This window comes from Rhizobium leguminosarum (assembly GCF_019798305.1).
Lineage (GTDB): Bacteria > Pseudomonadota > Alphaproteobacteria > Rhizobiales > Rhizobiaceae > Rhizobium > Rhizobium leguminosarum_U.
The window spans coordinates 83,709-95,778 of sequence record NZ_JAAXDD010000017.1; the positions used below are offsets into that span (position 1 = coordinate 83,709).

A 12,070-nucleotide genomic window follows, 5' to 3' on the forward strand; every position below is an offset into this window, starting at 1 on the left:
GGCCTTGCGTAACCGGCGGAAATTGAAAGTGACCGCCGAGGTGATTGAGAAATAAGCAGGAATCGTTAGGACTGGCCTCATTGTTGAGGTCTAGTGGGGATGTTGCATGTGTGGGATTGTGGGGATCGTCGGAACTGCGCCTGTTGCCGGGCGCCTGGTCGATGCGCTGAAGCGTCTCGAATATCGCGGTTACGATTCCGCCGGTGTCGCCACCATTCATGACGGCGTGATGGATCGCCGCCGCGCCGAGGGCAAGCTGTTCAATCTGGAAAAGTGCCTCGACAGCGAACCGCTGCCCGGCACCGTCGGCATCGCCCACACGCGCTGGGCGACCCACGGCGTTCCGAACGAAACCAATGCCCATCCGCATTTCGTCGAAGGCGTCGCCGTCGTCCATAACGGCATCATCGAGAATTTCTCCGAGCTTCGCGACGAACTGACTGAAGAGGGGTCGGCTTTCCAAACCCAGACCGACACCGAGGTGGTCGCCCATCTGATGGCGAAATACCTGCGCGAAGGCCTGGAGCCGCGCGCCGCCATGCTGAAGATGCTGAACCGGGTAACCGGCGCCTATGCGTTGGCCATCATGCTCAAGGCCGATCCCGGCACGATCATGGCCGCCCGTTCCGGCCCGCCGCTTGCCGTCGGCTACGGCCGCGGCGAGATGTTCCTCGGCTCGGATGCGATCGCGCTCTCGCCCTTCACCAACGAGATCACCTATCTGGTCGACGGTGATTGCGCTGTCCTCACCCGCGACGGTGTCTCGGTGCTGGATTTCGCCGGCAAGCCGGTCAACCGCGCCCGGCAGATCTCGCAGGCGACCGCCTATGTTGTCGACAAGGGCAACCACCGCCACTTCATGGAGAAGGAAATCTACGAGCAGCCGGAGGTGATCTCTCACGCGCTCAGCCACTATGTCGATTTCGCCGAGAACACGATTGGCGCCAACGCCGCCGCGATCGACTTCAAGGCGGCGACCGGCCTTGCCATCTCTGCCTGCGGCACTGCCTATCTCGCCGGCCTCGTCGGCAAATACTGGTTTGAGCGTTATGCCCGCCTGCCGGTCGAGATCGACGTCGCTTCCGAATTCCGCTACCGCGAAATGCCGCTGTCGCCGTCGCAGGCTGCGCTCTTCATCTCGCAGTCCGGCGAGACCGCCGATACGCTGGCATGCTTGCGCTATTGCCGCGACAACGGCTTGAAGATCGGCGCAGTCGTCAATGTCCGCGAATCGACGATCGCGCGTGAATCCGACGCTGTCTTCCCGATCATGGCCGGCCCCGAAATCGGCGTTGCCTCGACCAAGGCCTTCACCTGCCAGCTTGCCGTGCTGGCGGCGCTGGCGATCGGCGCCGGCAAGGCGCGCGGCACGGTGAGTGCCGACGAGGAGAGGGCACTGGTGCGCCATCTCGCCGAAATGCCGCGCATCATGAGCCGCGTGCTGAACCTCATCCAGCCGCAGATGGAAAGCTTGTCGCGCGAATTGTCGAAGTGCAAGGACGTGCTCTATCTCGGCCGCGGCACCAGCTTCCCGCTCGCCATGGAAGGCGCGCTGAAGCTCAAGGAAATTTCCTATATCCACGCCGAAGGTTACGCCGCCGGTGAATTGAAGCATGGGCCGATCGCGCTAATCGACGAGAACATGCCTGTCATCGTCATCGCCCCCTACGACCGCTTCTTCGAAAAAACCGTCTCGAACATGCAGGAGGTTGCAGCCCGCGGCGGCCGCATCATCTTCATCACCGACGAGGCCGGTGCGGCTGCCTCGAAACTGCCGACCATGGCGACAATCACCCTGCCTGTCGTCGACGAAATCATCGCTCCGATGATCTTCTCGCTGCCGATCCAATTGCTCGCCTATCACACCGCCGTCTTCATGGGCACCGATGTCGACCAGCCGCGCAACCTGGCGAAATCCGTGACCGTGGAATAAGCCTGTAACACCGGGACCGTGCCGCCGAAACATATTGTGCGACGCCCCGAATTCTGGCAGTTTTGGTCTGCGGACAAGGGGGAAGGACCGGCGTACCGGCCCGTCCAGGACTGAGATGGAGTTCATCAGAAAACGATGGCCGACAACGCCCCCAGAATGCCGGTCGCGACCCGGCTGAGGAATAATTTTCTCGCAGGTTTGATCATCTGCGCTCCGATCGCGATCACCATCTGGCTGACCTGGACCTTCATCCACTGGTCGGACAGCTGGGTCAGGCCCTATATTCCGGCGCGCTGGAATCCGGAAAGCTATCTCAATTTTGCCATTCCCGGTTTCGGCCTGCTGACCGCCGTTATCCTGATCACCGTCGTCGGCTTCCTCGGCAAGAACCTCATCGGCCAGAGCATCGTCGGTTTCGGCGAATCCGTCGTCCAGCGCATGCCGCTGGTACGGACGATCTACAGAAGCGTGAAGCAGATTTTCGAAACCGTGCTGAAGGAGCAGTCGAACTCCTTCAAGAAAGTCGGACTCATCGAATATCCAAGTCCCGGACTCTGGGCCCTGGTTTTCGTCGCCACCGACGCCAAGGGCGAAATCGCTTCGAAGTTCAATGCGATGGGCCAGGATATGGTCGCGGTCTTCCTGCCGCCAACGCCGGTGCCGACGGCTGGTTTCCTCGTCTTCGTTCCGCGTGAGAAGATCGTCGTGCTCGACATGTCGCCGGAGGATGCCGCCAAGTTCCTGATTTCGGGCGGTCTCGTGGCTCCCGAAATCCCCCAGCCGGAGCCGAAGCAGAAGCACTTGCCGCGGCCGAAGCCGGTGGCAGTTTCCAAGGCCGAATGATGCATGTCGCCCAAAAGTCTTCAGCGGTTTTGGGATAACGATATGCATGGAGGGAAACTTAAAGCGCGCCGCGGCGCGCTTTATCCCGCTCTAAGAAAACGGATCGCCTCGTCGCGGCGGAAAAGATAGAGCAGGGTGCGGATCGCCGTGCCTCTCTCGGTGGTCAATTCCGGATCGCGCTCGATGAGGTAAGCCGCATCCTTGCGGGCGATCTCCAGCAGGTCGGCATGCGCCTCGAGGCTGGCGATGCGGAAACCCGGCGTGCCGGATTGCCGTGTGCCGAGCAATTCGCCTTCACCGCGCAGCTTCAGGTCCTCCTCGGCGATGCGGAAGCCGTCCTCCGTCTCTCGCATGATCGAAAGCCTGGCATGGCCGGTTTCGCCGAGCGGTCCTTTATAGAGCAGGATGCAGGTCGAAGCCTCGTCGCCGCGCCCGACGCGGCCGCGCAGCTGATGCAATTGCGCCAGGCCGAAGCGTTCGGCATGTTCGATCACCATGATCGTCGCATCCGGCACGTCGACACCGACCTCGACGACGGTGGTGGCGACGAGCAGCCGGGTCTCGCCGTTCTTGAACGCGATCATCGCCGCGTCCTTCTCCGGTCCGCTCATGCGGCCGTGGATGAGGCCGACATCAGGGCCAAGCGCTGAGACCAGCGTCGCATGCCGCTCCTCGGCCGACATCAGGTCGAGCTCTTCGGACTCCTCGACCAGCGGGCAGATCCAGTAGGCCTTCTTGCCCTCCGCAATCGCGCTTTGCAGCCGGCCGACGATTTCGCCGGTCCGCTCCATCGGCACGGTGATCGTCTGGATCGGCTTGCGGCCGGCCGGTTTTTCGGTCAGCTTGGAGACGTCCATGTCGCCGAAGGCGGCGAGCACCAGCGTGCGCGGGATCGGCGTCGCCGTCATGACCAGCATGTGCGGCGAGAGGCCCTTGGCGGTCAGCCGCAGGCGCTGATGCACGCCGAAACGGTGCTGCTCGTCGACGACGGCAAGCATCAGATTGGCGTAGGCGACGCTGTCCTGGAACAGCGCATGCGTGCCGATGATGATCTGGGCAGCACCCGAGGCGATGCGCTCCAGGATCTCCTCCCTCTCGCGTCCCTTGGTGCGCCCGGTCAACACCTCGATGCCGAGCCCGGCAGAGGCGGCGAATTTCGAGATCGTTGCGTGGTGCTGGCGCGCCAGAATTTCGGTCGGCGCCATCAGCACGGCCTGGCCGCCGCTCTCGATCACCGCCGCCATCGCCATCAGCGCCACCAGCGTCTTGCCGGAACCGACATCGCCCTGCAACAGCCGCAGCATGCGTTCGCTGCCGGCCATATCCTTCAAAACTTCGGCGATCGCCTCGTTCTGGCTTGATGTGAGCGAGAAGGGCAAGGTCTTCAGGATCTTGCTGCTGATGGCGCCGGTGGCATGCACCGGCTGGCCCGCCACCTTGCGCAGTCTCTGCCGCACCAGGCTCAGCGACAGCTGGCCGGCGAGGAACTCGTCATAGGCAAGCCGCCGCCGGGCAGGGGCCTGCGGGTCGATATCCCCAGGATCACGCGGCTCGTGCAGCATGTGGAAGCTGTCGCGGATCGACGGCAGGGCCTGTTTCTCAGTCAGCGCCAGGTCGATCCATTCCGGCAGCTCGGGAAAACGCGGCAGGCCGGCGTCGATGATCTTGCGCAGCGTCTTCGGTGAAAGTCCTGCCGTCAGCGGGTAGATCGGCTCGACGAGCGGCAGGCTCTCCGTCTCGTCGGCCCTGACGATATAGTCGGGATGCACCATCGAGGCGCGGCCGTTGAACCAGTCGATCTTGCCGCTGACGGTCACCTCCGCGTCAACGGGCAGCTGCTTTTCCAACCACGCCGCCTGTCCGCGGAAGAAGACCAGCGTCAGCTCGCCGGTCTCGTCATGCAGGAAAACGCGGTAGGGGATATTGCTTTTGCCGCGCGGCGGCACCTGGTGCCGGTCGACGCGCGCCGTGATCGTTACGATCGCACCCTGCGGCGCGCGGGCGATGCCCGGCTGGTTGCGCCGGTCGATCAGCGAGAACGGCGCGTGGAAGAGCAGATCGATGACCCGGCAATCGTCCAGCGTCTCGCGCCCGAGCAGCTTGACCAGCAGGTCGGCGATCTTCGGTCCGACGCCCGGAAGGCCCGAAATAGGGGAAAACAGAGGATCGAGAATGGCGGGGCGCATGCGGGCAAAATGCGATGAACAATGCGGCCTTGGCAAGGCTGACAAGCCGCTTTCCAGGGTCTATAGAGGCGCATCAACAGGAAGGTAATGCCATGACAGGTGTCACGCTCACCAGTGCCGGTCTCGACCCGCGCCGCCGCCGGATCCTTTTCCGCTGCTGGCACCGCGGCATCCGCGAGATGGATCTGGTCTTCGGCCAGTTCGCCGAAGCCGAAGTCGCGACACTGTCGGAAGCCGAGCTCGACGAGTTCGAGACGATCATGGCGGAAGAGGACAATGATCTCGTCCGCTGGATCATGGGAACATGGCCCGTGCCAGAGCGTTTCCAGACACCGATGTTTGCCCGCATCGCCGCCTACAAGCCCGATTTTGACAAGCCCCTCAGGACGCCGGAATGATCCCTGGTTTCGATGCGAAGAAGCTTGCGGCCATTGCCGAGCCGCTGACGATCGGCAATGTGCCGGCAGGTCTTGAAACGCTGCTGCTCGCCGAGCTCGCCCGAACGGGAGAGCCGGTCGCCTATGTCATGTCCGACGGCCATCGCATGGCCGATCTCGAACAGATGCTGGGCTTCGTCGCCCCCGACATTCCGGTCCTCACCCTGCCCGCCTGGGACTGTCTGCCCTATGACCGCGTCTCGCCGAGCGCCGATACCTCGGCGCGCCGGCTGGCTGCGCTCGGCGGCCTCATCGCCCATCGCAAGAAGCCGCATGCGGCAATCGTGCTCGTCACCGCCAATGCCATGCTGCAGAAGGTAGCGCCGCAGGATGTCATCGAAAGCCTGAGCTTTTCGGCCCGTCCAGGCAACCAGCTGCGCATGGACGATCTCGCCGGTCGTCTGGAACGCAATGGCTTCGAGCGGGTCGCCACCGTTCGCGAAGTCGGCGAATTTGCCGTGCGCGGCGGTATTCTCGACGTCTTCGTGCCGGGTTCCGAAGAGCCGGTCCGCCTGGATTTCTTCGGTGATACGCTGGAGAGCATCCGCAGCTTCGATCCGGCCAGCCAGCGCACGATCGGGCAGGTGCGCTCCCTCGATCTCAATCCGATGAGCGAAGTGACGCTGACGCCCGATACGATCAGCCGCTTCCGCAAGAATTACCTCTCCGCATTCGGCGCGACCACACGCGACGACGCGCTCTATCTCGCCGTCTCCGAAGGCCGCCGTTATCCCGGCATGGAGCACTGGCTGCCGCTCTTCTACGAGAAGCTCGATACCGTGTTTGATTATCTCAGCGGCTTCCGGATCGTCATCGACCATACGGTGCGTGAAGCAGCCGAAGAGCGCTCCAAGCTCGTTTTGGACTATTACGACGCCCGCCTGAACTCCGGCCAGCCAGCCAAGGGGATGACGCAGGGCACGCCTTACAAGCCGGTGACGCCGGGCCAGCTCTATCTCGACAGCAAGCTTTTCGTCAAAACCCTCGACGCGCTGGGCGCGATCCGCATCAGCCCCTTCAACGAGCATGAGGGCGAGGCGCGGCGGGTCGTCAATGTCGACGCCCGCCAGGGCCAGCGCTGGGCCCGTTCAAATGCTGAGGGCGGCGGCGATGCCGAACGCATCAACATCTTCGACGTCGTCGTCAAGCATATTGCCGACCGCCGCGCTGCCGGCGCGAAAGTGCTGGTCACCGCCTGGACCGAAGGCTCGCTGGAACGCCTGCTGCAGGTGCTGAACGAGCATGGCCTGGAAAAGGTCAAGCCGGTCGAGGCGCTGAAGGATGTCGGCTCGATGGCGAGAGGTGAGGCGGCCGCTGCCGTGCTCAGTCTCGAAGCCGGCTTTGAGGCCGGCGACCTCGTCGTCATCGGTGAGCAGGATATATTAGGCGACCGCATGGTGCGCCGCTCCAAGCGCCGCAAGCGCGCCGCCGATTTCATCTCGGAAGTCGCGGGCCTCGACGAAGGCTCGATCGTCGTCCACGCCGAACACGGTATCGGCCGCTTCATCGGGCTGAGGACCATCGAGGCCGCTGGCGCTCCGCATGCCTGCCTTGAACTGCAATATGCCGACGAGGCCAAGCTCTTCCTGCCAGTCGAAAACATCGATCTTCTCTCGCGTTACGGCGGCGAGGGCACCGAAGCCCAGCTCGACAAGCTCGGCGGCGGCGCCTGGCAGATGCGCAAGGCCAAGCTCAAGAAGCGCCTGCTCGATATGGCCGATGCGCTGATCCGCATCGCCGCCGAGCGCCTGACGCGCCATGCGCCGATGCTGACGACGCCGGAAGGCCTTTACGACGAATTCGCCGCCCGCTTCCCCTATGACGAGACCGAGGACCAGGAAAACGCCATCGAGGCGGTGCGCTCCGATCTCGGCGCCGGCCGGCCGATGGATCGCCTGGTCTGCGGCGACGTCGGTTTCGGCAAGACCGAAGTAGCGCTGCGCGCCGCCTTCGTCGCAGCGATGAACGGTGCCCAGGTCGCCATCGTCGTGCCGACGACGCTGCTGTCCCGCCAGCATTTCAAGACCTTTTCCGAGCGTTTCCGCGGTCTGCCGGTGCGTATCCAGCAGGCCTCGCGCCTGGTCGGCGCCAAGGAGCTGGCGCTGACCAAGAAGGAAGTGGCGGAAGGCAAGACCGATATCGTTGTCGGCACTCATGCGCTGCTCGGCGCCGGCATCAAATTCGCCAATCTCGGCCTGCTCGTCATCGACGAGGAGCAGCATTTCGGCGTCAAGCACAAGGAGCGGCTGAAGGAGCTGAAAAGCGACGTGCACGTGCTGACGCTGTCGGCAACGCCGATCCCGCGCACCCTGCAGCTTGCCATGACCGGCGTGCGCGAACTGTCGCTGATCACCACCCCGCCGGTCGACCGCATGGCAGTGCGCACCTTCATCTCGCCCTTCGACAGCCTGGTTATCCGCGAGACGCTGATGCGCGAGCATTATCGCGGCGGCCAGAGCTTCTATGTCTGCCCCAGGCTTGCCGACCTCGAGGACGTGCATGCCTTCCTGCAATCGGATGTGCCGGAGCTGAAGGTCGCCATCGCCCATGGCCAGATGCCGGCCGGCGAACTCGAAGACATCATGAACGCCTTTTATGAAGGCCGATACGACGTGCTGTTGTCCACAACTATCGTCGAATCCGGTCTCGATGTGCCCACAGCCAACACGCTGATCGTTCATCGCGCCGATATGTTCGGCCTCGCCCAGCTCTATCAGCTGCGCGGCCGCGTCGGTCGCTCGAAGGTTCGCGCTTTCGCGCTCTTCACTCTGCCGGTCAACAAGGTGCTGACGGCCACCGCCGAACGCCGTCTCAAGGTGCTGCAGTCGCTGGATACGCTCGGCGCCGGCTTCCAGCTGGCAAGCCACGACCTCGATATCCGCGGCGCCGGCAATCTGCTCGGCGAGGAGCAGTCCGGCCACATCAAGGAGGTCGGTTTCGAGCTCTACCAGCAGATGCTGGAAGAGGCGGTCGCCGAGGTCAAGGGCGTCGACGAGATCCACGATACCGGCTGGTCGCCGCAGATATCGGTCGGCACGACCGTAATGATCCCGGAAGGCTACGTGCCCGACCTGCATCTGCGCATGGCGCTCTACCGACGTCTCGGCGAAATCACTGAACTCAAGGAGATCGACGGCTTCGGCGCTGAGATGATCGACCGCTTCGGGCCAATGCCGATCGAAGTCCAGCATCTCTTGAAGATCGTCTACATCAAGTCGCTCTGCCGCACCGCCAACGTCGAAAAGCTCGATGCCGGCCCGAAGGGCGTCGTCGTGCAGTTCCGCAACAAGGAATTCCCCAACCCGGCCAACCTCGTCGGTTATATCGGTAAGCAGGGCACGATGGCGAAGATCCGCCCCGATCACAGCCTGTTCCTCACCCGCGACCTGCCCACCCCGGAAAAACGCCTGCAGGGCGCTGCTGTTATCATGACGCAACTGGCCGAGCTTGCGAAATAGAGCAATTCCAGCAAAAGTGTGCCGCGGTTTTGCGTCCGGAATTGCGCGGAAAAGGGAGATTGAGAATGGGAACATACGGCGCAACGATCGCCTGGCAGCGCAACGGCGAGACCTTCAACGACAACCGCTACAGCCGTGTCCACCGCTGGAGCTTCGACGGCGGCATCGAGGTGAGGGCGTCCTCTTCCGCGCTTGTCGTCCCGCTGCCCTATTCCGCCGAAGACGCCGTCGATCCGGAAGAGGCTTTCGTCGCTTCGCTCTCCAGCTGCCACATGCTCTGGTTCCTTTCGATCGCAGCAAAACAGCGCTTTTGCGTCGACAGCTACACCGATGCCGCTGAGGGCGTCATGGAAAAGAATGCCGAGGGCCGCCTTGCCATGACCGTCGTGACGCTCCGTCCGCATGTCGTCTTCAGCGGCGAAAAGCAGCCTTCATTGAGCGAGCTCGAAGCCCTGCACCATCGCGCGCACGATGAGTGCTTCATCGCCAATTCGGTGAAGACCGACGTGCGCTGCGTTCCGGTTCTGGGATGAGCGGGCGTCGACGTCAGTTGAGCCCCGACCGCGCCTCGGCCTTCGCCTTGGCAATGTCGCGCAGCGCGTTCGCCAACACGTCGGGCGTTTGCGCTCCGCTGACGGCATATTGCTGATCAAAGATGAAGAAGGGCACGCCGTTGACGCCCATCTCCTGGGCCGCCTTGATCTCGGCGACGATCAGATCGCGGTCGGCATCGGAGGCAAGCAGCGAGGCGATGACCGAGCGGTCGAGGCCTGATTTTTCGGCGATATCGAGCAGCACAGCATGGTCGCCGACATTGCGGCCTTCCTCGAAATTCGCCTTGAACAGCGCAGCAACGACCTTGTCCTGCTTCTCGCGGCCTTCGATCATCGCCCAGTGGATCAGCCGATGTGCGTCGAGCGTGTTCGGGCCGATCTTGATCGCCTCGAAATCGAAGGCAATGCCGACCTCGCGGCCATAATCGGTGAGCATCTTGTGCGCCTGCGCCACGCGCTCCTCGCCGCCGAGCTTCTCCGCCAGCGCCTTCTTCTGGTCGACGCCTTCCTTGGGATAGTCGGGATTGAGCCGGTACGGCCGCCAGTTGATGTCGACGCCGATTTGGTCCTGCACCTCGGCGATGGCGAGTTCCAGCCGCGCCTTGCCGAGATAGCACCAAGGGCAGACGACATCGGAGACGACGTCGATGGTGATACGCTCCATGATGATTTTCCTTATTTTCATGCGTCTCCAAGGGAGACATTCAAGCCGGGCGGTTCGGCTGCTTTTTATTGGGCGCTCGTATCCCACCATAGCGGTAGCTGGTAGCCGTAGAGCGGTACCGTGTCGGGATGGCCGATGCGTTTGCTGCGCGCCACCCATTGCTGGCCCATATGATAGAGCGGCAGCACGTAATGGCTAGACAGGAGCAGCCGATCGTAGGAGCGGACCGCCGCAGTGAAATCCTCGGCCGAGCGCGCCCGGAGCAGGTGATCGATCAAGGCATCAAGATCCGGGTCGGCGGCGCCTGCAAAGCTGTCGCTGCCCTCGCGGGTCTTCGCGGCTGAAGACCAGCGGCCGAGCTGTTCGTTTCCAGGCGATAGCGACGACGTGTAGGACTTCATGATCATGTCGTAGTCGAAGCTGTTCGTCCGGCTCTGATACTGCGAATCGTCGACCGTGCGAATCGAAGCGGCGATGCCGATCGTCTGCAGCGAACGCTGGTAGGCGACGGCGAGCTTCTCCTGGTCGGCATTCTGCGTCATGATCTCGAAGGCGAGCTGGCGCCCGGAGGCATCGAGCATCTTGCCGCCCTGGATCGTATAGCCGCCCTGTTTCAGCAGCTCGACGGCCTGTTTCAGCACATTGCGGTCGCGGCCGGAACCATCGGTGACTGGCAGCTTGTAGGTGCCGTTGAGAATCTCCGGGGCAATTTTGTCCTTGATCGGCCCGAGCAGGGCAAGCTCGGCTGCATTGGCGGGGACGCCAAAACTCGACAGCTCGGAATTCTGCCAGAAGCTCTGCGTGCGCTTGTAGGCGCCGGAATAGAGGTTCTTGTTCGCCCATTCGAAATCGAACACCATCGACAGGCCTTCGCGGACCTTGAGATCGGCAAAGATCGGCCGGCGCGTGTTGAACACGAAGCCAAGCATGCCGCTTGGCAGCTTCGGTGTGAACACATCCTTGACCACGGCCCCCGAGGTGGCGGCGGGGAAATTATAGGCATTGGCCCAATGACCGGGATTGCCGTCCGGATAGATGTCGACATCGCCCTTCTTGAAGGCCTCGAACAGCGTCGTATCCTGCAGGAAATACTGGACGGTGATCTGGTCATAATTGTCGGTGCCGACCTTGGCGGGAATGTCCTTGCCCCAGTAGTTGGGGTCGCGCTCATAGGTGATGCTCTCGCCGGGCTTCACCGTCTTGACCTTGTAGGGACCGGAGCCTACCGGCGGCGTCAGCGATGAACGGTCGAAGGTTGCCGGATCGATCGCATGTTTCGGCAGCACCGGAAACAGACCGAAAATCAGCGGCGTCTCGCGGTCGGCCTTGTCGTTGAAGGTGAAGCGCACGCTGTGCTCGCCGACCTTCTCCATCTTGGCGACGACGTTGAGGCGGTTCGCGAAGGGCACGCGACCCTTGTCGCGCATCAGCTCGAAGGTGAACATCACATCCTCAGGCGTCACCGGCTGGCCATCGGCCCATTTCGCCTTCGGATTGAGATTGAACTGGATGAAGCTCCTGTCGTCGTCCCATTCGACCGTCTCGGCAAGCAGGCCGTAGAGGGTGAAAGGCTCGTCCCTGGAACGCTGCATCAGCGATTCGTAGACGAGATTGCCATAATCCGGATCCCACATGCCGCGCGCCGTCGTGCGCATGCTCTTCAGGATGAACGGGTTGAGGCTGTCGAAGGTGCCGACTACGCCATAGGTGATCTTGCCACCCTTTTTCACGTCGGGATTGACGTAAGGGAAGTGCTTGTAATCAGCCGGCAGGGCAGGCTCCCCGTGCATCGCGATGCCGTGCAGCGGCTCGGCGGCGACAGTGCCGCACAGCAGCGAGAGGACGAGAGGGACGACGATACGGAGCATTCGGCAATCCTTGATCCGTGAAAACGGGGCATGATTCACGCCAAGATTATCATGGGGTCGACCGATTCCAACACGGAGCGGCGATTTCTTTGGCATCGCGACGAAATGCGCGTCAAATTGCCAAAGA

The 12,070-nt window shown here is 62.7% G+C and carries 8 protein-coding genes; 5 read left to right on the forward strand and 3 right to left on the reverse strand.

Features of this window, described 5'->3' with window-relative positions; genetic code table 11:
* The first annotated feature begins 106 nt into the window (after positions 1–106).
* Both glmS and HFO99_RS27235 read left to right on the forward strand, forming a co-directional pair.
* Positions 107–1,933 (forward strand): glutamine--fructose-6-phosphate transaminase (isomerizing), encoded by a 1,827-nt coding sequence (gene glmS, locus HFO99_RS27230; RefSeq protein ID WP_222364762.1) that lies wholly within the window; start codon positions 107–109, stop codon positions 1,931–1,933.
* Positions 1,934–2,068: 135 nt separating this feature from the next.
* Positions 2,069–2,776: a DUF502 domain-containing protein gene (locus tag HFO99_RS27235; RefSeq protein ID WP_162118616.1), complete on the forward strand. Its 708-nt coding sequence runs from the start codon at positions 2,069–2,071 to the stop codon at positions 2,774–2,776.
* An 80-nt stretch (positions 2,777–2,856) separates the two neighbouring features.
* Here the strand turns inward: HFO99_RS27235 and recG are convergent, their stop codons facing one another.
* A complete protein-coding gene (gene recG / locus HFO99_RS27240) occupies positions 2,857–4,962 on the reverse strand; it encodes an ATP-dependent DNA helicase RecG (RefSeq protein WP_222364839.1) in 2,106 nt (701 codons plus the stop codon).
* Positions 4,963–5,054: 92 nt separating this feature from the next.
* On the opposite strand from recG, the gene HFO99_RS27245 reads away from it, so the two are divergent.
* The 3 genes from HFO99_RS27245 (at position 5,055) to HFO99_RS27255 (ending at position 9,390) form a co-directional block, all read left to right on the forward strand.
* Positions 5,055–5,360 carry a succinate dehydrogenase assembly factor 2 gene (locus HFO99_RS27245; RefSeq protein WP_017960426.1) on the forward strand — a complete coding sequence of 102 codons (306 nt, stop codon included), beginning with the start codon at positions 5,055–5,057 and terminating at the stop codon, positions 5,358–5,360.
* A complete protein-coding gene (gene mfd / locus HFO99_RS27250; protein WP_222364764.1) occupies positions 5,357–8,857 on the forward strand; it encodes a transcription-repair coupling factor in 3,501 nt (1,166 codons plus the stop codon). Before HFO99_RS27245 ends, mfd begins: the two co-directional genes overlap by 4 nt.
* 65 nt (positions 8,858–8,922) lie before the next feature.
* Complete coding sequence (locus HFO99_RS27255) at positions 8,923–9,390, forward strand: OsmC family protein (protein ID WP_222364766.1); 468 nt, start codon at positions 8,923–8,925, stop codon at positions 9,388–9,390.
* A 13-nt stretch (positions 9,391–9,403) separates the two neighbouring features.
* On the opposite strand, the gene HFO99_RS27260 is transcribed toward HFO99_RS27255, so the two are convergent.
* Positions 9,404–10,075, reverse strand: a complete 672-nt coding sequence (locus HFO99_RS27260) for a DsbA family oxidoreductase (protein ID WP_222364768.1) — start codon at positions 10,073–10,075, stop codon at positions 9,404–9,406.
* 65 nt (positions 10,076–10,140) lie between these two features.
* Positions 10,141–11,943, reverse strand: a complete 1,803-nt coding sequence (locus tag HFO99_RS27265) for an extracellular solute-binding protein (protein WP_222364770.1) — start codon at positions 11,941–11,943, stop codon at positions 10,141–10,143.
* Positions 11,944–12,070 lie beyond the last annotated feature (127 nt).

Coding starts and splice junctions, on each gene's coding strand:
- glmS (WP_222364762.1), top strand. CDS start 107: ATGTGTGGGATTGTGGGGATCGTCGGAACTGCGCCTGTTGCCGGGCGC.
- HFO99_RS27235 (WP_162118616.1), top strand. CDS start 2,069: ATGGCCGACAACGCCCCCAGAATGCCGGTCGCGACCCGGCTGAGGAAT.
- recG (WP_222364839.1), bottom strand. CDS start 4,962: ATGCGCCCCGCCATTCTCGATCCTCTGTTTTCCCCTATTTCGGGCCTT.
- HFO99_RS27245 (WP_017960426.1), top strand. CDS start 5,055: ATGACAGGTGTCACGCTCACCAGTGCCGGTCTCGACCCGCGCCGCCGC.
- mfd (WP_222364764.1), top strand. CDS start 5,357: ATGATCCCTGGTTTCGATGCGAAGAAGCTTGCGGCCATTGCCGAGCCG.
- HFO99_RS27255 (WP_222364766.1), top strand. CDS start 8,923: ATGGGAACATACGGCGCAACGATCGCCTGGCAGCGCAACGGCGAGACC.
- HFO99_RS27260 (WP_222364768.1), bottom strand. CDS start 10,075: ATGGAGCGTATCACCATCGACGTCGTCTCCGATGTCGTCTGCCCTTGG.
- HFO99_RS27265 (WP_222364770.1), bottom strand. CDS start 11,943: ATGCTCCGTATCGTCGTCCCTCTCGTCCTCTCGCTGCTGTGCGGCACT.